This is a genomic window from Bradyrhizobium sp. HKCCYLRH2015 (assembly GCF_051168215.1).
Taxonomy (GTDB): Bacteria; Pseudomonadota; Alphaproteobacteria; order Rhizobiales; family Xanthobacteraceae; genus Bradyrhizobium.
Genome location: NZ_JBNPUO010000004.1, coordinates 297688 through 323723 on the forward strand (window position 1 = coordinate 297688; position 26036 = coordinate 323723).

The window sequence follows — 26036 nt, forward strand, 5'->3', positions numbered from 1 at the left end:
GAGGAGACAATGATCGACTGGTCGCGGGCCGCGGCACCACAGGATGATCTGTATGACGCCTTGCTGGCCTGTCATCTCGCCAGCACGACCACGAACGCTCACCGGCCGGAGCCGTTCGTGCACCGGGTCGCCGGCCATTCGCCGCGCATCTTCGATGGCGCCGTGTCGGTTCGCTACGTGCAGCCGACCGCGCCGGGGGCGCCCGTATTCAGCAACGGTCCGCTGGAGCACCCCAACATCGATGCTGCCGTCGACTACGTGCGGCGCTGGCCGGTCGCCTTCGAACAGATGCGCATGCTCATCGATTCCTTCCATCCGTTGGCGCGTCCCGATGTTGCGGAGAGCGACTATCGCGAGGGCTATGGATCCTACAGCGGCTCGACCGACGACCGGCTGGGCACGCTGTTCGCCACCATCTTCGATCCGATCGGCCTGGCCCAGGCGTTCGTGCACGAGATGGGACACAACAAGCTTCGCGCGCTCGGCATCAATCTGGAATCCGCGGATCGGCTGGTGTTGAATCCGGCGGACGAGTTGTATGTCAGCCCCGTCATCAAGGATCGTTTGCGCCCGATGACCGCGGTGCTGCACGCGGAATATTCGTTTGCCTACATCACGGCGCTCGACATCGTGCTGATCGAGACCGAGCCGGATGAAGAGCGGCGCCAATTGCTGTTTCGCCTGCTGCGGCGCAATCTCGCCCGCATTGAGGAGGGGGTCGACGAGATCCGGCGGTACATCCGCGTCGACCGGGACGGAGAGGCGTTCGTTGCCGGCCTCTATGCCTGGATCGACGCGTTGATCGCGCGAGGCCGGCAGTTGCTCGAGACCCGCGAGGCGGCGGCGGTGCACTGAGGAGGCCGTCGTTGGACCTGTCAACGTGGCGAGCGCTGATGTCCGGCGAACGGCCCGCGCCGGATTGGCTTGCGGCCGACAACGGCTTCGCGTCCGTCTGCGGAATGCGAGAGGCTCACGCTCCCATCGTCGCGGCCGTAAGAACGGTCACGGCCGGGGCGCGCTACAACATCATCGATCTCGGATGCGGCAATGGGGCGCTGTTGGCCGCGAGTTGCGAAGGGACGCCTGATCTGCAGCCGCTCGGCATCGAGCGAGATTCACGAAAGCTCGTCCATGCGCGAGCGATGTTCGGACGAGCGGTTTCGCACTGGCCGAGTTGCGACATGTTCGCTTGCCCCGCACCTCTTGAGACGGCCGCTGATCGGAGCGTCGTTTTGATCATGCCCGGACGGTTGCTCGAAGCGGGCGCTGACAGGGCTGCCACACTGTGTCGGTGGCTTCGCAGCCACGCCGACATCATCCTCTGCTACGCCTATCCCGATTGGATCGCGCGCTACGGCAATCTTGATGAACTCGGCAGACGCGCCGGCTTTGCATCATTGGAAAGCGTGGGACCCGACCGGACGATTGCGATCGGCCGGCTTCCCTGAGTTGCCGTTGACCCGCGCTAGAACCCAGCGACCGTGCCGTGCAGGTCGTATTCGTCGGCACGCTCGATCTTGACCGTGACGATCTCGCCGACACGCAGCGGCCGCCGGCTGGACAGATAAACGGCGCCATCGATGTCCGGGGCATCGGCCTTGGTGCGGCCCTTGGCGACGCTCGGCCCGACCTCGTCGATGATCACCTGCTGACGCGTTCCGACCTTGCGCTTGAGCCTGCGCGCCGAGATCTTCTGCTGGCGGGCCATGAGCGCGTCCCAGCGCTCCTGCTTGACCTCGTCCGGGACCTGGTCGGGCAGGGCGTTGGAGGTCGCGCCGGCCACCGGCTCGTATTTGAAGCAGCCGAGCCGATCGATCTCGGCCTCATCCAGCCAATCCAGCAGGTAGGCGAAGTCGGCGTCCGTCTCGCCGGGGAAGCCGACGATGAAGGTCGAGCGCAGCGCAAGATCCGGGCAGGTCGTCCGCCAGGCCTTGATCCGGTCCAGCGTCTTGTCCTGCGCCGCCGGGCGGCGCATCGCCTTCAGGACGTTGGGGCTGGCATGCTGGAACGGGATGTCGAGATAGGGCAATATCTTACCGTCCGCCATGAGGCCGATCACCTCGTCGACATGCGGGTAGGGGTACACGTAGTGCATGCGCACCCAGGCGCCGAGCTCGCCGAGCTCGCGCGCCAGATCGAGGAAGCGAGCCCGGACGTTGCGGTCCTTCCAGGCGCTTTCGGCATATTTCAGGTCCAGCCCATAGGCCGAGGTGTCCTGAGAAATGACCAGGAGCTCCTTGACCCCGGCTGCGACCAGCCGCTCGGCCTCGCGCAGCACGTCGGCCGCGGACCGCGACACCAGATCGCCGCGAAGCTTCGGGATGATGCAGAAGGTGCAGCGGTTGTTGCAGCCTTCGGAGATCTTCAGATAGGCGTAGTGCCGGGGCGTGAGCTTGATGCCCTGCGGAGGAACCAGGTCGAGATGCGGGTTGTGCGCCGGCGGCGACGCGCGATGGACGGCGTCCAGCACGCTCTCATACTGCTGCGGGCCGGTGATCGACAGCACGCCGGGATAGGCCTGCTCGATCTGCTCCGGCTCGGCGCCCATGCAGCCGGTGACGATGACCTTGCCGTTCTCGGCCATGGCCGCGCCGATCGCCGACAGCGATTCCTGCTTGGCGCTGTCGAGGAACCCGCAGGTGTTGACGATGACGACGTCGGCGCCGTCATGCTTCCGGGCGAGCTCGTAGCCCTCGGCGCGCAGGCGCGTGATGATGCGCTCGGAATCGACCAAGGCCTTGGGACAACCGAGCGAAACAAAGCTGATCTTGGGCGCCGAACCCTGCTGCATCTTGGAACTGCCTGATGAGATAGGCGTCAGCTAGTCCGAATTGTCCAGAAAGACAAGGCTTTGAGGCGGCCACGTCCATGCTATGGGTGAGGGCCCGGACAACCTGGTGATCGATGAGCGCCGAGCAATCGCCTAAAATCGTGATCGTCGACGAAAGCCCGATCCGCGCGGCCATCCTGGAGGAAGGCTTGCGGGAGGCGGGTTTTACCGGCGTCGTGCATGTCAGCGAGATGCAGGGTCTCCTGGCGCGCATCTATGCCCTGGACCCGGACGTCATCGTCATCGACCTGGAGAACCCGAGCCGCGATGTGCTGGAGCAGATGTTCCAGGTCAGCCGCGCCGTCCGCCGGCCGATCGCGATGTTCGTGGACCAGAGCGACGCGGCCTCGATCCAGGCCTCGGTCGAGGCGGGCGTCTCCGCCTACATCGTCGATGGGCTGAAGAAGGAGCGGATCAAGCCGATCCTCGACCTCTGCATCTCGCGCTTCAATGCGTTCTCCAAGCTTCAGGACGAGCTCGAGCGCACCAAGTCCGCGCTGGAGGACCGCAAGGTGATCGACCGCGCCAAGGGCATTCTGATGAAGATGAAGGGCTTCACCGAAGAGGAAGCCTATGTGCTGTTGCGCTCCACGGCCATGCGCGAAAAGAAGAAGATCGGCGAGATCGCGCAGTCGATCCTGACCGCCTCGGAGTTGTTGAAATGACCGGCCCGCTTCGCATTGGCTTCATCCCGCTGGTCGATGCCGCCGCGCTGATCGTCGCCGTCGACAACGGCTTCACCGCGGCCGAAGGTCTCGACGTCACGCTGGTCCGAGAGGTGTCGTGGTCGAACGTGCGCGACAAGCTCAACATCGGCCTGTTCGACGCGGCGCATCTGCTGGCTCCCGTCGCCATCGCGTCGAGCCTGGGCATCGGTCACGTCAAGGTGCCGATCGTGGCTCCTTTCAATCTCGGGGTGAACGGCAACGCGATCACCGTGACGCCGGCGCTGCATGCGGCGATCATGGCCAATCTCGATGGGGATCGTTTCGACCCGATGGCGACAGCGCTGGCGCTGGCGCGCGTCGTCGCGGAACGGCGCAAGGCCGGGCGCGAGCCGCTGACGTTCGGCATGACGTTTCCGTTCTCGACCCACAACTATCAGTTGCGGTTCTGGATGGCCGCAGGTGGCGTCGACCCCGATGAGGACGTCCGCCTCGTGGTGCTGCCGCCGCCCTACATGGTGGAGAGCATCGCCAACGGTCACGTCGACGCGTTCTGCGTCGGAGCACCGTGGAACTCGATCGCAGTCGATCTCGGCATCGGCCATATTCTCCACTTCGTGTCTGACGTGCTGGTGCGCGCGGCCGAAAAGGTGCTGGCGGTCAGGCAGAGCTGGGCTGACAAGAATCCCGGCGCTCTCGCCGGCCTGGTTCGCGCCTGCGCCAAGGCCGCCAATTTCATCGAACAGAACCACGCAGAATCCGCGCGCATCCTGGCTCAGCCGGAGCGCATCGGCGTCGATGCGGAGGTGCTCCAGCGTACGCTGGACGGCCGCCTCAAGATCTCGCCGGACGGCACCTTCCGCGAAAGCTCGCGCTATCTGCTGGTGGGCCGCGAAGACGCGGGACGGCCCGAGAGGATCCAGGCGGCATGGCTCTATGCCCAGATGGTGCGGTGGGGCCAGACTCCCCTCAGTACTGAAGCCCTGGGCACTGCCATGGGCGTGTTCCGGCCGGACATCTACGACGCGGCCATGGGCACGGTCGCGGTCGGCACGGATGCCGCCATCGGCGCATTCGCCGGTCCGCCTTTCGCGGCGGACGACGTGATCGGCCATCTCGAGGCCTTCAAGATCGGCCGCTGGACGGCCTGATTCACGCACCGATCACGGTCTGGGCACCGTGTGCCGTCGACCAATTTTTGGGCGGCGTGCCCGTATTTCGAGGCTTGAGTCGGTTAACTTGCCTTCATTGATTCGATCAGCATTCTGATTTTACACGCTTTTCCTGATTTTTCAGGCTGGCACGCAACTTGAATATTGCAGTGCAGTCAGCCGCCGCAGATGCCGCTGACTGCAATCCGTGTCGGATTTCCGCAGCAACGAAGCTGGTCGGATCTTTCATCGGAAGCAGGCCATGTCGGCCTGTCGGACGGTGCGATCCTCATCCCATTCCCGAACGCCAACCGCCGTGGCCGCTGGAGCTTCGTCCGCCATCATGAAAATCGAATCGTTGTCAGTCGACTTTAACGACGAGCAGAAGCGCTACCTCGAAGGCTTGGCTGCGGGCCTCAAGGTCACGCTGGCAGGGCGCGGCCAGGGTGGCACGCAGACGGCAAGCGAGCCGACCGGCCCGGACGCCATCCACATCAAGGCCCAGGACAAGGTGATTGCGTCGGGACGGAAGCTCGCCGACCAGGAGAAGGTCAAGCGCGAGTTCCATCCCTTCGATGCCTACGAGAGGCTGAAGGAGCAGGCGCGCAATGATGCTGCGCCATCCACGGCCGACAATTTCCGCTGGCGCTATTACGGCCTGTTTCACGTCGCGCCGGCGCAGGATTCCTATATGTGCCGGCTGCGCATTCCCAACGGCATCCTGAAGCATTGGCAACTGACGGGCCTTGCCGATCTCGCCGACCAGCTTTGCGGTCCCTACAGCCACGTTACCACGCGGGCCAACCTGCAACTGCGCGAAATCCCGCCGAGGCACGCGGTCATGCTGCTGGAAGGACTCTCGGATCTCGGTCTGACGGCGCGCGGCTCCGGCGCCGACAACATCCGCAATGTGACGGGGACGCCAACGGCCGGCATCGATCCGCAGGAATTGCTGGATACGCGGCCTTTCGCCCGCGAATGGCATTTCCACATCCTCAACGACCGCTCGCTGTACGGCCTGCCGCGCAAGTTCAATGTCGCCTTCGACGGCGCCGGACGGATCGCGGCACTGGAGGACACCAACGACATCGCCTTCTCGGCGGTCGAGGTGAAGGACGGCTTTGGCGTTGCGCCGGGCGTGTGGTTCAAGCTCGGCCTCGGCGGCATCACCGGACACAAGGATTTCGCCAAGCCGACAGGGATCATCGTCGAGCCGGAGCGGGCGACCGAGGTGGCCGACGCCATCGTGCGGCTGTTCATCGAGACCGGCGACCGCACCAATCGCCTCAAGGCTCGGCTCAAATATGTGCTCGACAGCATGGGCCACGACAAGTTCATGGAAGCCGTTGAAACAAGGCTCGGCCGCAAGCTGGCGCGCGTCCCCGACGAGGCGCTCGCGCCGCGGCCCGACGCCGATCGCATGGCCCATATCGGCGTCCACCAGCAGAAGCAGCAGGGGGTGAACTGGATCGGCGTGGTGCTGCCGTTGGGCAAGCTGACGACGGACCAGATGCGCGCGCTCGCCAAGATCGCAGCCGATCTCGGCGACGGCGAGATCCGGCTCACGGTGTGGCAGAACCTGCTGCTCTCGGGCGTTCCCGACGACAAGGTCGCGCTGGCCTGTGCGGCGATCGAGCAGATCGGGCTGTCGACAAAGGCCTCGCACATCCGCGCCGGACTGATCGCCTGCACCGGCAACGCCGGCTGCAAGTTCGCGGCATCCAACACCAAGAAGCATGCGGCCGAGATCGGCGACTGGTGCGAGAGCAGAGTGGACGTCGACACCCCGTTGAACATCCATCTCACCGGCTGTCATCATTCCTGTGCCCAGCACTACATCAGCGACATCGGCATGATCGCGGCAAAGGTGCCGGTCGGTGATGGCGACGACACGGTCGAGGGCTATCACCTGTTCGCCGGCGGCGGGTTCGGCCCGCAGGCCGACATCGGCCGCGAGGTCTATCGCGACCTCAAGGCGGCGGATGCGCCTGTAACCGTTGAGAAGCTGCTCAAGGCCTATCTCGCCCATCGCGCCTCTCCCGAGGAGACCTTCCTGTCGTTCGCACGCCGTCACGACGGCGAGGCGCTGCGCAATCTCGCCGAAGCCCAGACCTCGTCGGAGGTGTCTGCATGAACCAGATCACGCCCATGCCCAAGATCGAGATCATTCCTTCGACGGCGCCATTCTCCGAGGCGCAACGCTCATGGCTCAACGGCTTTCTGGCCGGAGCGCTCGGCTTCGACGGCGCGACAGCGTTGTCGCCGGTGCAGAACGGCGCCGTGCTTGCGCCCGCGGGCGACGGTGACGACGGCGAGGCGCCATGGCACGACCAGACCATGCCGATCGCCGAGCGCATGAAGCTCGCCGACGGCCGTCCGCTGCGCCGGCGCATGATGGCGGCCATGGCGCAGCAGGACTGCGGCCAATGCGGTTACAATTGCAGCGACTATTCGGATGCGATTGCCGATCGCAGCGAGGCGCGGCTGAATCTGTGCGTCCCCGGCGGCAAGGAAACCGCGCGGATGCTCAAGGCGCTCTACGAGGAGATCGACAGGGCTCCGGCCGCGGCCAAGCCCGCTGCGGCTGCGCCGGCCACCGTCTCCGTCGTCGTCAGCGAGCCCGGTCGCTCGCGCGACAATCCGGTCGATGCGACGTTCCTGTCGCGGCGCCTGCTCAACAAGCCGGGCTCGGAGAAGGAGACCTGGCACATCGAGTTCGATCTCGGCGAGAGCGGGCTCGACTACGTCGTCGGCGATTCCTTCGGCATCTTCGCCAAGAACGATCTCGGCCTCGTCGATCAGATCATCGCGCTGCTCGGCGCCTCGCACATGACCGAGGTGAACGGCAAGCCGCTGCGGCAGTGCCTGTTGGAGGACGTCTCGCTGGCGCCGGCGCCGGATTCGCTGTTCGAGTTGATCTCCTTCATCACCGGCGGCGCGACCCGCGAGAAGGCGCGGCAGCTGGCGCAGGGCGAGGATCCCGATGGCGACGCGGCGACGCTCGACGTGATGGCGGTGCTGCAGAAGTTCTCCGGCGTCCGGCCGCATCCGGAGGCCTTCGTCGAGGCGCTGGAGCCGCTGCAGCCGCGGCTCTACTCCATCTCGTCGTCGCACAATGCCACGCCCGGCAGGTTGTCGCTGACGGTCGACTGCGTCCGCTACGTCATCGGCAAGCGCAAGCGGCTGGGACTTGCCTCGACGTTCCTGGCCGAGCGGATCAATCCCGGCGACAAGCTGCGCGTCTATGTGCAGAAGGCGCACGGATTCGCGCTGCCCGCTGATCCGAAGACGCCGATCATCATGGTCGGTCCCGGCACCGGCGTCGCGCCGTTCCGCGCGTTCCTGTACGACCGCAGGGCGACCGGCGCGCCCGGCAAGAACTGGCTGTTCTTCGGACATCAGCGCAGCGACTGCGACTTCTTCTACGCCGACGAACTGAACGCCATGAAGACGGCCGGCCTCCTGACGCGGTTGTCGCTGGCGTGGTCGCGCGACGGCGACAAGAAGTTCTACGTCCAGGACCGCATGCGCGAGGTCGGGCGCGAGGTCTGGACCTGGCTCGCCGACGGCGCCCATCTCTACATCTGCGGCGACGCCAAGCGCATGGCCAAGGACGTCGAGCGCGCCCTCGTCGACATCGTCGCCCAGTTCGGGGCCCGCTCGACCGACGAGGCCGTCAGCTTCGTGGCCGACCTCAAGAAGAAGGGCCGGTTCCAGCTCGACGTCTACTGAGCGGGAACCCTGCGGAGAATATTCTCGGCCGCGAGCCCGGCCGAGAATTTTTTGGTTCCAGCGGGACCCGAAGCAGGGGGCTTGTCGTTATTTCGCCGGTTGCCTTGCACCGGCCCGCGAGAACGCTTTTCTCATGGCCGGAACTTCAGGAGACCGGCCATGCGGACGATATCGACGCCCCTGCGACAGATGCCCCAGGCCCGCGCCATTCGCGAGCGCGGCGCAACTGTCGCGTTGGTTGCGTTCTACAGCGCGATGGCGCTGATTGCCGCGATCACCCTGGGCACATCCTTCACGCACCCGTTCTGATCCTCCTCACCTCTTGAACGGCGCGACCGTGATGCCGGCCGCGTCGAGCGCCTTGCGGACCTCCCGCGCAATCTCGACCGCGCCAGCGGTATCGCCGTGAATGCAGACGGTGTCGGTGCGCATCTTCATCACCTTGCCCGTCACCGAGATCACCGCGCCGTCCTGAACCATGCGCACGACGCGATCGGCGATGACCTTGGGATCGTGCAGCACGGCGCCGGGCTTGCTGCGCGACACCAGGAGTCCGTCGTCGCCATAGGCGCGATCGGCGAACACCTCGTGCGCCATCGACAGATTGGCCTTCTCGCCCGCGGTCACCAGCTTTGAGTTGGCGAGCACGACGAAGATCAGGCTGGGATCGACGGCCTTGATCGCCTTGGCGATCGCGTTTGCCGTCATGTCGTCCTCGCAGGCGACGTTGGACAGCGCGCCGTGGGCCTTCACATGCGTGACCTTGTGGCCGGCCGCGGTGGCGATCGCCTGCAGCGCGCCGATCTGATAGGCGACGAGGTTTTCGATCTCCGATGATTTCAATCCGGGTACCGGACGCCGGCCGAAACCATGCAGATCGCGATAGCCGGGATGCGCACCGACGCTGACGCCTTTGGCCTTCGCCATCTCGACCGTGCGGCGCATGATGTCGGCATCGCCGGCATGAAAACCGCAGGCGACGTTCACCGACGTCGCCAGCTCGATCATGGCGGCATCGTTGCCCATTTCCCACGGGCCAAAGCTCTCTCCGAGGTCGCAGTTCAGGTCGACGGTGCTGGTCATGTCAGGGTCCGCTCGTTGATGGGTCCGAAACAGCGTGAGATGTGCTCAAATCAATCGGGAGTCGCTCCGGGCCAGGTGGTGGCGTCGGTTGCGCTGACCGCATGACCGGCGACATTGGCCGTGAACAGCGCATCGACATTGAAATCGCTGTTGGCGAGCTCGGTGACGCGGCCGGGCAGGCTGCGCAGCAGATCCTTGTAGCGGCGCAGCTCGGCCTGCGCCTCGGCGATGCTCACGGCCTTGAAGCGGAATGGCGTGCCGGCGGGCGTCTGCGCCAGGCGGCCGAAATCCGCCGTGATGACGGTCGCGATCTTCGGATAGCCGCCGCTGGTGCCGCGATCGGACATCAGCACGATCGGCGAACCGTTGCCAGGCACCTGGATGCTGCCGTCGACGGTGCCGTCGGAGACGATGTTGTGGCCATGGAGATGGCGGATCGGCGGTCCTTCGAGGCGATAGCCCATGCGGTCGCTGGTTGCTGACACCATCCAGTCGCTGCCGAGGAACAGCGCTTTCATCTCGTCGCTGAACTCATCGTCCTGCGGCCCCATCACGACGCGGATCACGCCGCTCATTCTCGGCACATCAATCCGCAGTTCCGGCGCGTCGCTGGCGGGGGTGACCTCGAACCTGTCGCCGGCCTGGAGCGGCCGCGGGTAGGGGCTGCCGAGCCCGGCGCGCGCATTCACCGAGAGACTGTTGAACATCGGCTCGCCGGCGATGCCGCCTTCGATGGCCAGATAAGTGAACGAGCCGCCGCGCGCAAAGCCGAGCGTGAGCTGCTCTTCGTCGTTCAGTGTCACCGACGTGTTGATCTCGATCGGCCGCTTGGCGACGTCCGCCGGCCGCTGCGCGCCGGCGAGCGCCACGCGCACCGCGCCGCCCTTCGCCGCGAACGTCGCGCCGAACGGGCCGATCTCGATCGCAGCCGCCATCGGCACATTGCCGACGAGGCTGTTGGCTGCGGCCAGCGCCAGCTTGTCCATCGCGCCGGATGGCGTCAGTCCGTAGCGCTGAGCGCCGAAACGCCCACCATCCTGGACCGAGCTTGCCGGACCGATCTGTGAGACGACGAGCGTGCTCATGCGGCGATCCGCTCTGCGATGAGCTCGCCGCCCTCCGCGGCGCGCTCCTGCTCCGCGAAGGTCTTCACGTCGACGGCGTAGAAGCTGACCTCGTCGCCGGGCTCGAGCAGGAAGGTCGGGTCGCGGTGCAGTTGAAACGTCCGCATCGCGGTGCGCCCGAGCAGGTGCCAGCCGCAGGGGCCGGCAAGGCACTGGATGCCGGTCTGGATGCCGCCGATCGCGATGATGCCTGCCGGTGTCGCCAAGCGCGGGTTCTGCCGGCGCGACATCTGCAGCGTCGGATCGAGACCGGACAAATAGGACCAGCCCGGCGTGAAGCCGATCATCGCGACGCGATAGATGCCGGCGACATGGCGGGCGACGACCTCGTCCGGCGTCAGGTTCAGCGCCTTGGCGACGTCCTCCAGGTCGATGCCATTCTCGCCGCCGTAGCAGACTGGAACCCGCCAGCGCCGGATCTCGCTGTCCGGCGCAAGCGACCCGGCCGACAGCGCCAACAGCTTTGCCCCAAGCGTGTCGTGGTCGATCACACCTGCATCATAGTGCACCAGCAGCGAGCGATAGGTCGGCACCGTCTCGGTGATGCCCGCGATGGCGGCGGCAGTCAGCGCATGGTCGAGCGCAAGCACGCGGCGATTGGCGGTCTCGTCGATGGTCCGGCTGAACTCGACGGTGACCGCGCTGTCGCCGCTGGGCAGCAGGCGAGGAGGTGGAAAAGAGTCGGCCATCTGTCCGAGAAGATCCGTGTTGCTGTTCCTCATCTAGCCGCTTTCGATCGCCAGTGGAATTGCGCTGGAGACAAAAAGTCTCGAAAATTCAATAAATTAATCGGATGCCCCGCGATAAGAAGACCTTATCGGGCCGCTGCAGGCCCCGCATGCGCTGGGCGCACTGAGCATGCCCTTGACGCGGCCTTCGTCGCTCGCAAGATGCGCCTGCTTTTTCCGCCAGCCTGTTTGGAGCGCCAGTCTCACAATGTCCCTCACTCCCGAAGCCATCGCTACCCTCTCCCAGGTCACTACGGCGACCATCACGACGGTCCTGCTGAAGAAGGGGTTGCGCAATGTCTGGCTGCGCGGCGCCAAGCCGCTGCGCCCGGGACAGAAGCGGCTGGTCGGTCCCGCCTTCACGCTGCGCTTCGTGCCGGCGCGCGAGGATCTGGCGACGCCGGAATCCTGGTCGTCGCCGATCTCGACCCGCACCGCGATCGAGGCGATGCCCGAAGGCTGCATCGCCGTGGTCGATGCGATGGGCGTCAAGGACGCCGGCATCTTCGGCGACATCCTGTGCGCCCGCATGGTCAAGCGCGGCGTCACCGCGCTGATCACCGATGGTGTCGTGCGCGACCTCGAAGGCGTGATGGGCACCGGCCTGCCGGTGTGGTGCGATGGCTACGCCGCGCCGCCGTCGGTCGCGGGGCTCACCTTCGTCGGCTGGGGCGAGGCGATCGGCTGCGGCGGCGTTGCGGTGTTTCCGAACGACGTCATCGTCGCCGACCAAGATGGCGCGGTGCTGATCCCGCAGGCGATGCTCGATCACGTGCTCGCCGAAGGCCCGGAGCAGGAGCGCATGGAAGCCTGGATCGTCGACGAGGTGAACAAGGGCGCGGTGCTGCCGGGCCTCTATCCGATGAATGCCGAGACCAAGGCGCGCTACGCGGCGTCGAAGAAGTAGGTCGCGGCCGACGCAGCGATCGATCGACTGCAAGGACTCAGGAAAGGCAGAACCATGGTGGATGTTTATCTCGCGGGCTCGCGCCCCACGCGCCGCGCGGCGGCCGAAAGTTTCACCGGTACGGTGTGGCAGGACCCGATCATCACGCCGCAGGCGCCCGCCCGCGTCGCCTCGGCGCGCGTGGCGTTCGAGCCCGGCGCGCGCACCGCCTGGCACACCCATCCGCTCGGACAGACGCTCTACGTGATTCAGGGCGTCGGTCGGGTGCAGGCCAAGGGCGGGCCGGTGCGCGAGATCAAGGCCGGCGACGTCGTGTGGATTCCGCCGGGCGAGAAGCACTGGCATGGCGCCGCGCCGACCACCGGCATGGTCCACGTCGCGATGCATGAATCGCTCAACGGTGAGCACGTGACGTGGATGGAGCACGTCACCGACGAGGAATATGCGACGCCGGTCGGCTGATGCGGGACTAGCAAGACCAAGAGCGCGCGGTCGCAGGGCCGCGCGCTTTGCTTTTGGAGGCGCGTCGCGCGCCGGGCTCAGTTCACCCGCGTCCAGGTCTGGCCGCCGCAGAACATGCCGCCGAAGGCGCAGCCCTGCACGCGCAGATTGTCCGCTCCCTTCAGCGCGATGGTCGAATCGTAGGTGCTGCCGCTGTTCGGATCGAAGATGCGGCCGGTCCACTTCTTCTCCTGGGCCTTGTCGCTCGGCCGCATGTTGATCAGGATCTGCTCGCCGTTCTGCTTGGTCTTCGCATCCACGGCGTAGCCGCAGAGATTGGCGCCGCAGGGCTCGATGCGGATCTGGCCCTCCTTCTCCTCCGTCAGCCAGATGCCGACCGGCGAGTTGGGATCGCGACCGGCGGTCTGCGCCGCAGCGGGCGGAGCGGCTGCGGTGGTCACGGCAGGCGTCTGGGCTGGACGCGGTGGCGGCGGCGCGGCGGCGGGAGCCGGAGCAGCAGCAGGAGCCGCAGCGGCCGGCGGCGCAACCGGTGCCGTGGCATTGGCGGCTGGGGCCGCCGGAGGTGGCGGCAGCGGCGCCGGTGGCGCGGCCGCCTGGACGGGAGCAGGAGCGGCCGGCGGGCTCACCGGTGCGGCTGCCGTCGGAGCAGGCTCGGCGGGAACTGGAGCAGGGACCGCGACGGCGGGAGCAGGCGGTTGCGGGGCCGGGGTGACCGCCGCCTCGGTGGGCGCCGGAGCCGGCTTGTCCGCCGCGGCCGGCGGCCTGGCCGCCTGATCCGGATCGCGCTTGGTGCGCTTGGACTTCTTCTGCTCGGTATTGTCGTAGACGCCGGGGATCTGCACGGTGCCGCGGTCGGGATCGATGCGGATCGTCTTGCCGCCGTACTCGATGACGTACTGCGCCTCGGCGGCACTGCTGGCCAGAACCACGGCAGCAACGGCCAACAGCCTCTTCATCAGGATCTCCACGATGTCGGTTGCTGATGTGAGCGAGCTCACGCGCAATTAAGTCGCCGCTGCGGCAGCCCTGGTTCAACGCGCCCTCTGCTCAGAAATCCAGCGGCGCATTGTCGACCACCTCCTTCATCACGAAGAAGGTGCGGGTCTGCCGCACGCCGGGCAGCGAGATCAACTGGTCACCATGCATGCGGTTGAAATCCTGCATATCGCGAACGCGGATCTTGAGGAAGAAGTCGAAATCGCCGGCGACGAGATGGCAATCGAGCACGAATTTCAGCTTGCGGATCGCGGCCTCGAAAGTGCGAAAGCTCTCCGGCGTCGAGCGGTCGAGCACGACGCCGACCAGCACCAGCGCGCTGCGCTCGACCTTCTCGGGGGCGATCTGCGCACGCACGCTCCTGATGTAGCCCTCCTCGAACAGGCGCTGGGTGCGGCGATGGCAGGTGGCCGGACTGACGTGAACGGTGGCGGCAAGCTCGGCATTGCTCATCCGGCCGTCCTTCTGCAGCAGTTGCAGGATGCGCCGGTCGACGCGGTCGAGATCGGGTTCGGAAGTTTCTTTCATACGACACACAATTTTTGAGAAAACCCATCGCTCAACGAGCCAAGCGCCGACGTAAGCATGAAATTCTGCGCCAATAAAGAGAGCACCTTTCTCAGGCTTTTTCGTATGTTGGGGACGACCGATCTCATTCACCCACGAGAGGCCCCGTGCTTCGGCTCGACAAATTCAAAAAATATCCGCTCACCTTCGGCACCACCCCGATCGAGCATCTGCCGCGCCTGACGGCGGCGCTCGGCGGCAAGGTGCAGATCTACGCCAAGCGCGACGACTGCAACTCCGGCCTTGCGATGGGCGGCAACAAGCTGCGCAAGCTCGAATACATCGTGCCGGACGCGATCGAGTCCAATGCCGACACCTTGGTCTCGATCGGCGGCGTGCAGTCCAACCACACCCGCATGGTGGCGGCGACCGCGGCCAAGATCGGCATGAAGTGCGTCGTGGTGCAGGAGAGCTGGGTGCCGCACGAGGACGCCGTCTATGACCGCGTCGGCAACATCCTGATGACCCGCCTGATGGGCGCCGACAGCCGCATCGTCGAGGACGGCTTCGACATCGGCATCCGCAAGAGCTGGGAGAACGCGATCCAGTCGGTGAAGGATGCCGGCGGCAAGCCCTACGGCATTCCGGCCGGCGCCTCCGTGCACAAGTTCGGCGGTCTCGGCTATGTCGGCTTCGCCGAGGAGGTGAGGGCGCAGGAAGCCGAGATGGGCATCAAGTTCGACTACGTCATCGTCTGCGTCGTCACCGGCTCGACCCAGGCCGGCATGATCGTCGGCTTCGCCGCCGACGGCCGCGCCGACCGCGTCATCGGCATCGACGCCTCCGGCACGCCGGAGCAGACCCGCGCCCAGGTGCGCCAGATCGTCGACAACACCGCCGAACTCGTCGAGCTCGGCCGCAAGGTGCGCGACGACGAGATCGTCATCATCAACGACTACGCCTATCCGGCCTATGGCGTGCCGAGCGCCGAGACCAACGAGGCCATCCGGCTGGCCGCGCGCACCGAGGCGATGATCACCGATCCGGTCTACGAGGGCAAGTCGATGCAGGGCATGATCGACCTGGTCAAGAAGGGTTACTTCCCTGAGGGATCGAAGGTGCTCTACGCCCATCTCGGCGGCGCGCCGGCGATCAACGGCTACAGCTACACGTATCGCAACGGCTGAGGCCTGTTTGAACTCCGTTCGCTGCGCGGTTATGAGCCGAGCTTTCACAACACGCTCCACTGTCGTCCCGGCCTCGAGCCGGGACCCATAACCACCAGCGGGACTGTTCTGCAGGCCTGCACCTTCGCACCTGCCACAAACGACGGCCTGTGAGTATGGGTCCCGGCTCGAGGCCGGGACGACACCGTTTGTGTCGCCCGAGCGATCCGCACCTAACACTCTAGAGCATGACCTTGCTGTCTCGCGACGCATGACGTCCGAGTGATTCCATCAGTCGTGCCCCTCTCGAATAGAAGAGGGCGCAGGGAATGCCGGGTGAGGGCCTCACCCATGGCCCGCCTGCGTAAAAAATGCAGGCGGCAGGTACCACAGGTGCTGCCGATCAACCGGCATTCCCTGCGCGACGGTCTTAACGCTTATACGCAGTCTCCCTGGTGCGCCGGGCTTGTTGGCCACCATCACCACGCGGCGCCTTGAGCACCGTCGCGACTTGATACCAGCGTCGGGGTATCAGGACCCTGCGACTTCACGTCCGCAAGCTGCCGTTCGTCCGCGTGCAAGCACGCTGCGGCACCAACGCGGCCATCGCATCCCACCTCGCGTGTCGTGACGATCGCGCGCAACGCCCCTCTCGATGAGGTGGGATGGCGGCAGTGAACCATAGTTTTCGGAAAAACGCAAGCCTATTGTTTCTGGCGCAGCGACTGGACAGCGCCATGCCGCTGAAACGGCGTAGAAAGATCCTCTCTGGTCGCTGATTATCGATGACCGTGCAGCTGATCAAGACCGCGCCTAACGCTCGTCGAGCGTGACATTGTCGACATGCTTGCTCCTTACGTCGTAATAGCAGCGAACTCGCACCCTAACTGCGGCATTGAACCCATTTTTAAACCTCGCATCGGGCTCTATGGCAACTACTTTGCCTGTCCTGACATATTCATTTCCTGTCAGATACGTGCCGAACGGAAGCCAAGGCCACTCCGGGTCGCCGTATTTTGCTCGATCGTTGGCCGCGATCTTGCAGGCCACCTGGACCTCGCTCCAACCCGACCAATTGTTAACCAGCTGCTCGTTATCAGCGCACGATGACCAGTCCCGCTTGCAGGCGTCTCGCTGCGACTTATACTTTGCGAATTGAGCTGCGTTCATTCCCTTCTCGACGGCGGCCTTGTATTCGTCGTAGCTTCCGAAATCGCGGACCCGATTGTCATAAGTCCCTTCTGAAATTCCCTCCGACTTCAATATGCGCGCCTTCTTCTCTTCACTACTTTCTTCTGCAGACCCTCCGGCCAAAACACAAAAGATCGCAAATACTATTGCGCTGCTAACATATCGATCGAAGTTTGTTGCGCTGTGTTGCATATGCGGTTAATCCCCCTGCAGACAATCCAACGGCATTCGCCGCAACATCAGCGACGTCAAATCTCCCCTGAACTAAGTCAAGCGCCTGACCCACTTCGGATCCGAGCACGACCGCTGCAGTTAACGCAATGACGGCAATCGCGGCGATCGAGACAAGCGTGTCTGCCCAAATCTTCACAATGCAGAACATAAACGAGAAAGCCCAAAGAGCAGAAGGGAGCGAATAGAGAGCGAAGCCGCTCACGTAAGGATTAAGAGGTCGGACCAGCGTTCGTGCGAAGTCGAGTAGAGGTCCACCACCCGCGCCTCCTATGGCATAAATAATCCAAGTATCTTTTGTACGAAAAAGCAAATATATTAAAGAGCCTATGCAAACTGGAACTACTGCAAAAATCATATCCATAGCCCTTCCAAGCCTTCCGTTCATAGCTTCGGCCACCGTCGTACAGCGCGACCATGTTCCGATCGTCCATATGCTTCTGTTAAGGACCGAAACGAACAGAACGCAACGCCGGGGCCAATTCAACGAGATCGCACTAGGGATCTGGTTTTGCTCCTTGCAGTTCGACCAGCGTGACATCCGCAAGATCTCGACGGGAAATCCCCACTAGTCGCCTCCGCCAGCCTCACTCGAACCAATTCTTGTAGATCGCCTGATAGCTGCCGTTCTCGGTGGAGATATGCAGCCACTGATCGACGAACGCCTTCAGCGCCACGTCGCGCTGCAGCCAGTAGGCCTTCTCCGAAAAGTCGAACGGCTTCTCTGGATGGACGGCGCACAAGACACCAGGATGCAGTTTCTGCTGGTAGCGCGTCTCAGAGGCGTCGGTCATCATCAGGTCGGCGTCGCCCTTGGCGATCTCGTCGAAGATGGTGACGTTGTCGGTGTGGACGCGGATGTCGGCGGCCTTGATGTTGGCGCGGGCGAAGCGCTCGTTGGTGCCGCCCGGATTGACGACGACCCGGGTGCCGGGCTTGTCGATGTCGGACAGCGTCTGGTACTTCGAGGTGTCGCTGCAACGGGCGATCGGTGTCTTGCCCTCGCGCATGATCGGCGTCGAGAAGTAGCCCTTCTTCTGACGGTCGAGCGTGATCGACACGCCGCCCATGGCGACGTCGAACTTGTCGGCCTCGAAATCCTTCATGAGCTGCGGCCAGCTCGTCGGCACGAACTCGACATTGACGCCGAGGGCCTTGCCGAGCGACTCGGCCATGTCGACGTCGAAGCCGGAGAATTTGCCGGTCGCCTTGTCGAGATAGGTGAAGGGCTTGTAGTCGCCGGTCATGCCGACCCGCAAGCTACCGCGCTGCACGATCTCGTCGAGCCGCGAGGCCTGGTCCGCGGCCGCCGGCACGGCAAGGCTGCAGACGAGGACGAGCCCGGTCAGGACGGACAGCGGACGATCGAAAAACCCCATGATTGCGACACCTCGGCTTGAGTGGGACGAGGGTCTTCTTACAGGAAGCGGTGTCGCGGGACGAGGGGCAGGCGGCGGTCGCATCGTTCGGATCGGCTTACGGCCGCCGCCAGCGGTCGAGCCTCCTGGTCCACCAGGCAATGCCGCGCATCATTCAACGATGCGCGGCCACCGAGCGCTAGGTCCGGCCGGGTTCGACCGGAGCAAACGCACCCTTGCCGGTCATCTCGTTCTTCAGTGCCTCGAAGCGCTCGGCCGCCTCGCGCGCACGGGTGTCGACCATGTCGATGGCGGCTTCGGCCGTCATCGGGCCGCTACTGACGGCGATCGAGGTCGGCCCGACGGTCTCATCGACATAGTAGCCGTCCTCGCCGCGCCGCGCGGTCCAGCGGAAGCGGATCGCAGAGATCGGGCCGGGACCGATCTTGGTGTAGCCGTCGGCCTGATCGAATGAGACCACCGTACCCGTGGCCTTTCTGGCTGGAGAGTTGGGAACAGGCGCGCTCGCCCGGTCGTCACGCTTCGCAGATTCCGGCTTGTCGAGGATGCTCGCTATCGTTGCGAGCGCGTGCTCCGTCGCAACACTCATGATCGCCTCTGTTCCTACTGACGCGCGCAAACGCCGACGCCAATAGCTGCAGTTGTAGCGAAGTCTGGGCGAGATGCAACATTGCGTTCAAATTTGGGCGACAAAGCGGTGGATGAAGATCCCCGCAGGACGGCGCTCGACTCAGCCGGCTCGTCTCCAAACGTGAATGGCCGGGATGGAGCCCGGCCATGATCATTCGAGCACTGAGCACAAGTATCAGCGCGAGACGGCGCCAGCCCGCGATTCAGAGCACGTCCTGATTGATCACGTTCTGCCGAATCGGCTCGCCGTCGAGCACACTGAGGATGTTGCGCGCGGTCTGCTCGCTCATGCGGTCGACCGCCTCGCGGGTGACGCCGGCGACGTGCGGGGCCATGATCACGTTGGGCAGCATATGCAGCGCGTGGCCGACCGGCGGCGGCTCCTGCTCGAACACGTCGAGGCCGGCGCCGGCGAGGCGGCCGGACGCCAGCGCGTCGTACAGCGCGGCCTCGTCGATCAGGCCGCCGCGCGCGGTGTTGATCAAATAGGCGGTCGGCTTCATCAGCCGCAGACGCGCGGCATTGAACAGGCCGATGGTCTCGGGCGTCTTCGGGCAATGGATGCTGACGAAGTCGGCGCGCGGCAGCGCGGCGTCGAGGTCGGTTACCGGCTCGCAGCCAGCGGCGGTGATGTCGGCGGCGGGCTTGTAGGGATCGTAGACCAGGACCTGCATCTCCATCGCCAGGCAGCGCTTGGCGGTGCGGGTGCCGATGCGGCCGAAGCCGATGATCAGCACGGTCTTGCCGTAGAGATCGAACGGCAGCACGCCGAGCCGCGAGCCCCAGGTGCCGTCCTTGACCATGGCATGCATCTCGTTGGCGCGCTTGGCCAAGGTCAGCATCATGAACAGCGCCTGCTCGGCGACCGACGGCGAATTCGCGGTGCCCGCGACCATCAAGGGCACCTTGTGGCGGCTCAGCGCCGGCACGTCGACCGCATCGAAGCCGACGCCGATCCTGGTCACGACCTTCATGTCGCCGGCAGCGACGAGCTCCGGCTCGCCGAAGCGCGTCGCACCGAGAGCCACACCATGCACCGGGGCATGGGAGGCGAGCAGCACGGAGAAATCCGCAGCCGAGATCATGTTGGGGAACTCGATCATCTCGACGTCGTCGCGCGCTGCGAGCAGCGCGCGTCCCTTGGCCGAGAAGGATTCCGTGACGAGGATCTTGTTCTTGTTGGTTGCCGTCCTGGTGGTCATGTCCTGCCCTTGAATCGTCCTGGTGCTCGTCAGATCACGAGCCCGGTCGCCTCGTTTAGCAGGTGCATGTTGTTGAGGTCCATTGCCATGCGCAGAGGGCTGCCATCCCGCGCGCCGGCATTGGGGTTGACTCGCCCGCAGACCGGCGTCTCGTTGAGGGTGAAGTAGACCAGCGTCTCCATGCCCATCGGCTCGGTGACGTCGAGCAGCGCCTCGAACGGCTCGATCCCAGGCTCCGCATGCGGCTTGGTCTCGGTGATGTGCTCCGGCCGGATGCCGAGCAGCAGCGGCTCATTCCGTGACACGGACTGATAGCGCGCGGCGCGCGCGGGCGGCAGCGGAAAGGCGATCCGATCGGTGAGGCGGATGTGGAGCCGGCCATTGGCCTCCTCGAGCCGGCACGGCACGAAGTTCATCGCGGGCGAGCCGATGAAGCCGGCGACGAAGCATGTCGCCGGATTGTGGTACAGCTCGTTCGGCGTGCCGATCTGCTCGATGCGGCCCTTGTTCATGACCACGACACGATCGGCCAGGGTCATCGCCTCGACCTGGTCGTGGGTGACGTAGACCGTCGTGGTGCGGACCTTCTGGTGCACCTTCTTGATCTCGATGCGCATCTGCACGCGCAGCTTGGCGTCGAGGTTGGACAGCGGCTCGTCGAACAGGAACACCTTGGGATTGCGCACGATGGCGCGGCCCATCGCGACGCGCTGGCGCTGGCCGCCGGAGAGCTGCTTGGGCTTGCGGTCGATGAGGTCGGCGATATCCAGCATGCGCGCGGCCTCCGCCACGCGGCTCTTGATCTCGGCCTTCGGATAGTGCTTCAGCCGCAGCCCGAACGACATGTTCTCGGCCACCGTCATGTGCGGATAGAGCGCGTAGTTCTGGAACACCATGGCGATGTCGCGGTCCTTCGGCGGCACGTCGTTGACGACGTCGCCGCCGATCGTGATGTCGCCGTCGGAGATGTCCTCGAGCCCTGCGATCATCCGCAATGTCGTCGACTTGCCGCAGCCGGACGGGCCGACCAGCACGACGAACTCGTGATCGGCGATGTCGAGATCGATGCCACGGACGGCCTCGACGTCATCGTAGCGTTTCACGACCTTGCGCAAGCTCACTTCAGCCATGTCAGATCAACTCCCGTCCTCAGCCCTTGGTCGCGCCGGCCGTGAGCCCGGCAATGTAGTAGTCCATCAGGAACGCGTAGATGATCAGCGGCGGCGCCGCGCCCAGCAGCGCCCCGGTCATGATCTGTCCCCAGTTGAAGACGTCGCCCTTGATCAGGGTGGTGACGATGCCGACCGGCAGCACCAGCTGGTCGGTCGAGGTCGTGAACACCAGCGGATACAGGAACTGCGCCCAGGAGACGGTGAAGGCGAAAATCGTCGCCGCGATCAGGCCGGGCAGGGCGACGGGAATGAAGATCCGCGTCAAGGTCTGCAGCCAGGAGGCGCCGTCGATGATGGCGGCCTCGTCGAGCTCCTTGGGGATCGAGGCGAAATAGCCGATCATGATCCAGGTGCAGAACGGCACGGTGAGCGTCGGATAGATGAACAGCAGCACGTACCAGCGATTGATCAACTGGATGCCGGTGACGTCGCCGACCAGCGCGAACATCTTGAACAGCGGAATGAACAGCAGGCTGTCCGGGATCAGGTAGGTCAGGAACACGCCGGTCGCCAGCGTCGCCGAGCCCCAGAACTTCATCCGCGACAGTGCGAACGCGGCCGGAATGCTGATCAGCATGGTGATGATCACGACGATGATCGAGACCATGGCGGAGTTGAAGAAGAAGCGCAGGAACTGGTTCGAGGTGAGCAGTCCGACATAGTTCTCCAGCGTCGGGTGGAACACCCACCACGGGTTGGTCGCCGCCGAGATCTCCGCGCTGCCCTTCAGCGAGGTGATCAGCATGTAGAGCGGCGGCACCAGCGAGAAGATCGCGAACAGCGTCAGGAAGAAATACGACCAGCGCAGCGCCCAGGCGCGGTCGCGGCTCATCGAGCCGTATTTGACATTGCGGGTCGGGCCGGCCTTGTCGACGGTCATGGTGCTCATCAGGACTCGTTCCCCCGCTTGTTGACGTCGCGCAGGATGAAGATGGCGGCGACCGCGAGGATCGGCACCATGAACAGCGAGACGCTGGCGCCGAGCGGAATGTCGCTGCCCTCGATGCCGACGCGGAACGCCCAGGTCGCGAAGATGTGCGTCTTGTCGAGCGGGCCGCCGGCGGTGAGGATGCGGACGATATCGAAATTGGCGAACGTCACGATCAGCGAGAACAGCGTCGTGATGGCGATGATGTTGCGCATCATCGGCAGGGTCACGTACCAGATCCGCTGCCACCAATTGGCGCCGTCGATCGCCGCGGCCTCATAGAGCTGGTCCGGGACGGATTTCAGCGAGGCCAGGTACATGATCATGAAGAACGGTGCGCCGTACCAGACGTTGACCAGGATCACCGAGAACCGCGCCCAGGCGGCATCACCGGTCCACGGGATCGGGCCGATGCCGAAGAACGACAGCGTATAGTTGAAGGCGCTGTAGGACGGGTCGAACAGCCACAGCCAGGCCAGCGTGCTCATCGCCGGCGGAATCACCCAGGGCACCAGCAGCATGCCGCGCCATTTGCGTTGGCCCTTGGCCGGGATGTTGTGGACGAAATGCGCGACGATGAAGCCGATCAGCGCCTTGAAGACGACGGCGGTGATCGCGAAGATGCAGGATTGCTTGACGACCAGCCAGAACGTGTCGCGCTTGAACAGGAACTCGAAATTGCCGAAGCCGACGAAGCGCTGCATCGACTTGTTCAGGGTCGCCAGATGCACCGAATACAGGGCGGGATAGACGACCAGGAGCACGATCAGCAGGATCAGCGGCAGCGTCATCAGGAAAGCGGCGGTCGATTTCCGCTTCAGCGCCCTGTGCAGACCATTGCGGCGGGCCGCACGGGGGCGGGCGACGGCGTTTTCACCGATGGCGGCATCAACCATGACAAAGGGCTCCTCGTGATGTCCCCTGCGACGGCGGGGTCCTCACTGGATGGGAAACACTGACGAGGTGAAAGGGGGCGGCCCGCCTGCCGAGGCGGACCGCCGGCGTTGCTTCGAGCATGCCTCAGCTGCGCATGAAGCCTTCGCACTCGCCTTCGGCCCAGGCGAGGGTCGATTCCATCTTCTCGCCCTGGGCGTAGCGCAGGCACATCTTGGTCATCGTCGCCTGTGCATAGATCTGCTGTGCGATCTTGGGCGGAGCAGGGGAGGCTGCGATCGACAGCGTCTGGTGATTATAGGGGTTGGGATAGTGAAACAGCGTCCCCTTTGGCGGCGCCGCCTCGGCCCACACCTTCAGCGTCGTCAGCTTCTCGTAGGCCGGCAGGTCGTAGCCGCCGCTGGCCACCACCATCTTTTCGATCGAAGACGGTTTCGAGAGGTGGACGATCAGGCTCTTGGCCGCTTCCTTGTTCTTCGAGAACGCCCAGATGCCCCAGAAGTACGGCAGGAAGGGTGCGAAGCGTCCCTTCGGGCCCGCCGGGAACCCGTGCGTCCAGCATTGCTCGGCGACCTGCGGCGCATCGCGCTTGGCGACCGCCCAGGCGCTCGGCGGATTCATGATCATCGCGCCCTTGCCGGACACCAGCCATTTGTTGTTGGACGCGTCGTCCCACGCCGCGACGTCGGGCGGCAGCACGGCAATCAGCCGCTTGTAGAACTCCAGCGCCTGACGGACTTCATCGGTCTTGACCGTCACGTCACCCTTGGCGTTGACGAGATCGGCGCCGAACGCCTGGAAGAAAGCGCCGGCGGAATCGACGCTGTCGGTCGTCTCGCCGAGACCGATGCCGAACGGCACGCCGGCCTTGTGACATGCCTCCGCCGCCTTCAGGAACGTCTCGGTGGTCCAACTGTCGGCCTTCGGCGGGCTGCCGGCGGGATACAATTCCTGCACGTCGATCCCTGCGTGCTTCTTCATCAGATCGATACGGGTGCAAGGGCCCTTGATCTGGCTGCCGACGCAGGCCGGCACCGCGAGCCATTTGCCGCCAGCCTGGCCGAGATATTTGACGGTGCCGTTGACGGAGCCATTCTCCTTGACGATCGGCTCCATGATGTCGTTGACGGGCTCGAGCTGATTGGCATAGGCCTGCGGCCACCAGGTGGGATGGGCGAGAATGTCGTGGCCCGAACCGGCCGCCGCCTCGGCAGCGATGGTGAGCTCAAGCTTCTTGCCCTGGCTGGTGATGTAGTCGATCTGGACCTCGACCTTCTCCTTGGCAGCCCATTCGTTGACGAGATCGGTCGAAGCCTGATTGGCGCCGGGAACCCAATGGTCCCAGAATCCCATCGAGAGCTTGCCGGCGGCGTAGGCGCCGCGCACATAGGGCGCGGCAATCATGACCGCCGAGGTGGCAGCGGTCGCAGCAACGAATTGTCGGCGGTTCAGCTTCCTCCGTGACATGGCGTTCCCTCCCTGGTGAGCCAAGCGTTTGGGTGCGAATCCGATTTGTTAGTTGTTGCGTCGCGTCATGCGACGCATGGATTTCGCTTGGGTGCAATCAGAGCAGAATTGCGAGCGGCTGTCGAGAAAGCAGGTGGAGCGAATCCTAGAACTAATGGCGGGCACAATCGTCGCAGGTCTCGCAACTGATTGCATCGCAACGATGAGCGTTGCAGCGCAAAGCGCGTCACGGCAGAACAGGAATCGATGTAGCTGGAGGCGTTGGATGCATCGCACTGCGTGCGACAGATGGACTTGCGCGGTGCGGCAACGATAGAATTCGTTGGAATCATGGCCGTCACGACCGGCAAGTCGCGAGACGGTCGGACGTGTTGCACGGAGCATGAACTGATGGTGACGAGCCCCGCCGGCATCTGGCGCCGGTCTTTCGGATGCATCGCAATAGGAGTGTCAGTGGGCCTCGTCGGCCTCGTGGGCCTACCGCGTCAGCCTGCCGCGCAGGGCCTGTTCAAGGGCGTCGAGCAGGGCGCGCGCGAAGGCAACAAGGCGGCAGGCCCGGTCGGCGGTGTGCTCGGTGGCGCGATCGGCGGTGTCGTCGGCGTGGTCACCGGCGTGACCGGGGCGTTCACCGGCAACAACGACCAGCAGAGTGCGCAGCCCGCGGCACCGCCGGCCGAGGCCAGGAAGGCGAAGCCTTCCAAGCCGGCGAAGACGAGCAAGGTCGCCAAGGCGACGCCGATGCTGACGCAGCCAGGCGCCCCGCAACTCACGGCCGAACAGATCGTCGCCAACAGCGACAGCAATGTCGAGCGGCTGAAGACCGGGCTGAACCTGACGGAAGAGCAGGCGAAGAACTGGGGTCCGTTCGCCAATGCGATGCACGCGCTCGGCCGCAACGGCGCTGACAGGCTCGATCTGCGCATCGCGCGGTCGAAGCGCGACCCGCCGGATGACATCGTCGAGCAGATGCGCAACGAGGCTCAGTTCCTGGTCGACCGCGCCGCCGACCAGCGCGCCGTGGCCGACGCGTCGGAGCCGCTCTTCACCAGCCTCGACGACAGGCAGAAGCAGATCTTCATCGACGAGATGGTGCGGCTCAGTCGCGAGCGCGGACTGGACTAGCTCGACGGAGTTGGCGTCGCCGCGGCTGTCTGTGTCCGGCGGCAGCAGCGGCGCCTGCGGCATGCCGTGACGCATGATCACCGCGGCCGCACCGCGCTACGGTATTTGACTACCCCAAGAATGACGATTGGTCGCGTTGACGGCCTGACCGGGAGAAAGCAGGCTCCAGCGGCGTGCACATTTATCGAGCACGAGCGGGGTGCTCGCGCAACGTCCCGGTCCACCAGCGCTGCTTCTGCAACCGAACTGCGACGCATTTTGATGTACATTGCAATTGTATTACGTAGAGAGCCGGAGCCGGCAGGGCGGTCTTCGCAGGCGTGCTGATTCGCAGCAGCGATCGCACGGCAGACGATCAGCAGGCCGTTCGGCTCGATATCTTGGAGGATGATTGTTGTCGAGAGTGCGACTGCGCCGATGGATCGAGGGCCGGTTGGGGATTGGCACCGCCAGCACCGAAAGCCGCCTC

General features: G+C 64.7%; 26 protein-coding genes. 11 read left to right on the forward strand and 15 right to left on the reverse strand.

Annotated elements, in window-relative coordinates:
- Window positions 1-9: 9 nt before the first annotated feature.
- Complete coding sequence (locus ACQR1H_RS12545; RefSeq protein WP_316178789.1) at window positions 10-855, forward strand: aKG-HExxH-type peptide beta-hydroxylase; 846 nt, start codon at window positions 10-12, stop codon at window positions 853-855.
- An 11-nt stretch (window positions 856-866) separates the two neighbouring features.
- On the forward strand, window positions 867-1448 hold the full coding sequence (locus ACQR1H_RS12550) for a hypothetical protein (RefSeq protein ID WP_434907606.1): 582 nt from the start codon (window positions 867-869) through the stop codon (window positions 1446-1448).
- 17 nt (window positions 1449-1465) lie between these two features.
- On the opposite strand, the gene rimO is transcribed toward ACQR1H_RS12550, so the two are convergent.
- Entirely contained in the window at window positions 1466-2791 is a 1326-nt protein-coding gene (gene rimO, locus ACQR1H_RS12555; RefSeq protein WP_315800005.1) for a 30S ribosomal protein S12 methylthiotransferase RimO, read from the reverse strand.
- Between the two features lie 113 nt (window positions 2792-2904).
- On the opposite strand from rimO, the gene ACQR1H_RS12560 reads away from it, so the two are divergent.
- The 5 genes from ACQR1H_RS12560 to ACQR1H_RS12580 all read left to right on the forward strand — a co-directional run bounded on the left by ACQR1H_RS12560 (window position 2905) and on the right by ACQR1H_RS12580 (window position 8687).
- Window positions 2905-3495 (forward strand): ANTAR domain-containing response regulator, encoded by a 591-nt coding sequence (locus tag ACQR1H_RS12560; protein ID WP_315800004.1) that lies wholly within the window; start codon window positions 2905-2907, stop codon window positions 3493-3495.
- Window positions 3492-4646 carry a CmpA/NrtA family ABC transporter substrate-binding protein gene (locus ACQR1H_RS12565; RefSeq protein WP_434907607.1) on the forward strand — a complete coding sequence of 385 codons (1155 nt, stop codon included), beginning with the start codon at window positions 3492-3494 and terminating at the stop codon, window positions 4644-4646. Before ACQR1H_RS12560 ends, ACQR1H_RS12565 begins: the two co-directional genes overlap by 4 nt.
- Before the next feature lie 343 nt (window positions 4647-4989).
- Complete coding sequence (locus tag ACQR1H_RS12570; protein WP_434907608.1) at window positions 4990-6780, forward strand: NirA family protein; 1791 nt, start codon at window positions 4990-4992, stop codon at window positions 6778-6780.
- Entirely contained in the window at window positions 6777-8378 is a 1602-nt protein-coding gene (locus tag ACQR1H_RS12575; protein WP_434907609.1) for a sulfite reductase subunit alpha, read from the forward strand. Before ACQR1H_RS12570 ends, ACQR1H_RS12575 begins: the two co-directional genes overlap by 4 nt.
- 159 nt (window positions 8379-8537) lie before the next feature.
- Entirely contained in the window at window positions 8538-8687 is a 150-nt protein-coding gene (locus ACQR1H_RS12580) for a hypothetical protein (protein ID WP_315711980.1), read from the forward strand.
- A 6-nt stretch (window positions 8688-8693) separates the two neighbouring features.
- Here the strand turns inward: ACQR1H_RS12580 and ACQR1H_RS12585 are convergent, their stop codons facing one another.
- From ACQR1H_RS12585 to pxpB, 3 genes are read right to left on the reverse strand one after another with little or no spacing between them, the layout of a single operon-like run.
- Window positions 8694-9461, reverse strand: a complete 768-nt coding sequence (locus ACQR1H_RS12585; protein WP_315800000.1) for a LamB/YcsF family protein — start codon at window positions 9459-9461, stop codon at window positions 8694-8696.
- 50 nt (window positions 9462-9511) lie between these two features.
- Window positions 9512-10546, reverse strand: coding sequence for a biotin-dependent carboxyltransferase family protein (locus ACQR1H_RS12590; protein ID WP_315799999.1), 1035 nt, complete (start codon window positions 10544-10546; stop codon window positions 9512-9514).
- Complete coding sequence (pxpB, locus tag ACQR1H_RS12595) at window positions 10543-11274, reverse strand: 5-oxoprolinase subunit PxpB (RefSeq protein WP_316178775.1); 732 nt, start codon at window positions 11272-11274, stop codon at window positions 10543-10545. The genes ACQR1H_RS12590 and pxpB overlap by 4 nt, the downstream gene beginning before the upstream one ends.
- A gap of 247 nt (window positions 11275-11521) precedes the next feature.
- On the opposite strand from pxpB, the gene ACQR1H_RS12600 reads away from it, so the two are divergent.
- Window positions 11522-12220, forward strand: coding sequence for a ribonuclease activity regulator RraA (locus ACQR1H_RS12600; protein WP_006613956.1), 699 nt, complete (start codon window positions 11522-11524; stop codon window positions 12218-12220).
- A gap of 54 nt (window positions 12221-12274) precedes the next feature.
- A complete protein-coding gene (locus tag ACQR1H_RS12605; protein ID WP_008965351.1) occupies window positions 12275-12682 on the forward strand; it encodes a (R)-mandelonitrile lyase in 408 nt (135 codons plus the stop codon).
- 77 nt (window positions 12683-12759) lie between these two features.
- Here ACQR1H_RS12605 and ACQR1H_RS12610 read toward each other — a convergent pair whose 3' ends face one another.
- Both ACQR1H_RS12610 and ACQR1H_RS12615 read right to left on the reverse strand, forming a co-directional pair.
- A complete protein-coding gene (locus tag ACQR1H_RS12610) occupies window positions 12760-13638 on the reverse strand; it encodes a DUF2147 domain-containing protein (protein ID WP_315799996.1) in 879 nt (292 codons plus the stop codon).
- A gap of 91 nt (window positions 13639-13729) precedes the next feature.
- Window positions 13730-14206, reverse strand: a complete 477-nt coding sequence (locus ACQR1H_RS12615; protein ID WP_434886112.1) for an Lrp/AsnC family transcriptional regulator — start codon at window positions 14204-14206, stop codon at window positions 13730-13732.
- A 146-nt stretch (window positions 14207-14352) separates the two neighbouring features.
- Here ACQR1H_RS12615 and ACQR1H_RS12620 point away from each other — a divergent pair, with 146 nt between their 5' ends.
- Complete coding sequence (locus tag ACQR1H_RS12620) at window positions 14353-15372, forward strand: 1-aminocyclopropane-1-carboxylate deaminase (protein WP_434907610.1); 1020 nt, start codon at window positions 14353-14355, stop codon at window positions 15370-15372.
- Between the two features lie 792 nt (window positions 15373-16164).
- Here the strand turns inward: ACQR1H_RS12620 and ACQR1H_RS12625 are convergent.
- From ACQR1H_RS12625 to ACQR1H_RS12665, 9 genes are all read right to left on the reverse strand, one after another.
- Window positions 16165-16734, reverse strand: coding sequence for a hypothetical protein (locus tag ACQR1H_RS12625; protein WP_434907611.1), 570 nt, complete (start codon window positions 16732-16734; stop codon window positions 16165-16167).
- Window positions 16697-17137: a hypothetical protein gene (locus ACQR1H_RS12630; RefSeq protein WP_434881518.1), complete on the reverse strand. Its 441-nt coding sequence runs from the start codon at window positions 17135-17137 to the stop codon at window positions 16697-16699. Before ACQR1H_RS12630 ends, ACQR1H_RS12625 begins: the two co-directional genes overlap by 38 nt.
- Before the next feature lie 223 nt (window positions 17138-17360).
- Window positions 17361-18152, reverse strand: a complete 792-nt coding sequence (locus ACQR1H_RS12635; protein WP_434872789.1) for a transporter substrate-binding domain-containing protein — start codon at window positions 18150-18152, stop codon at window positions 17361-17363.
- A 178-nt stretch (window positions 18153-18330) separates the two neighbouring features.
- Entirely contained in the window at window positions 18331-18741 is a 411-nt protein-coding gene (locus ACQR1H_RS12640; RefSeq protein ID WP_316178771.1) for a hypothetical protein, read from the reverse strand.
- A 244-nt stretch (window positions 18742-18985) separates the two neighbouring features.
- Window positions 18986-19984, reverse strand: coding sequence for a hydroxyacid dehydrogenase (locus tag ACQR1H_RS12645; RefSeq protein WP_316236493.1), 999 nt, complete (start codon window positions 19982-19984; stop codon window positions 18986-18988).
- Between the two features lie 29 nt (window positions 19985-20013).
- A complete protein-coding gene (locus tag ACQR1H_RS12650; RefSeq protein WP_434907612.1) occupies window positions 20014-21114 on the reverse strand; it encodes an ABC transporter ATP-binding protein in 1101 nt (366 codons plus the stop codon).
- 19 nt (window positions 21115-21133) lie between these two features.
- Entirely contained in the window at window positions 21134-22045 is a 912-nt protein-coding gene (locus tag ACQR1H_RS12655; RefSeq protein WP_315799989.1) for a carbohydrate ABC transporter permease, read from the reverse strand.
- Window positions 22045-22980: a carbohydrate ABC transporter permease gene (locus ACQR1H_RS12660; RefSeq protein ID WP_315799988.1), complete on the reverse strand. Its 936-nt coding sequence runs from the start codon at window positions 22978-22980 to the stop codon at window positions 22045-22047. Before ACQR1H_RS12660 ends, ACQR1H_RS12655 begins: the two co-directional genes overlap by 1 nt.
- Before the next feature lie 124 nt (window positions 22981-23104).
- Window positions 23105-24445, reverse strand: a complete 1341-nt coding sequence (locus ACQR1H_RS12665; RefSeq protein ID WP_315799987.1) for an ABC transporter substrate-binding protein — start codon at window positions 24443-24445, stop codon at window positions 23105-23107.
- 390 nt (window positions 24446-24835) lie between these two features.
- On the opposite strand from ACQR1H_RS12665, the gene ACQR1H_RS12670 reads away from it, so the two are divergent.
- Window positions 24836-25567 (forward strand): Spy/CpxP family protein refolding chaperone, encoded by a 732-nt coding sequence (locus ACQR1H_RS12670; protein WP_434839553.1) that lies wholly within the window; start codon window positions 24836-24838, stop codon window positions 25565-25567.
- Window positions 25568-26036: the final 469 nt, after the last annotated feature.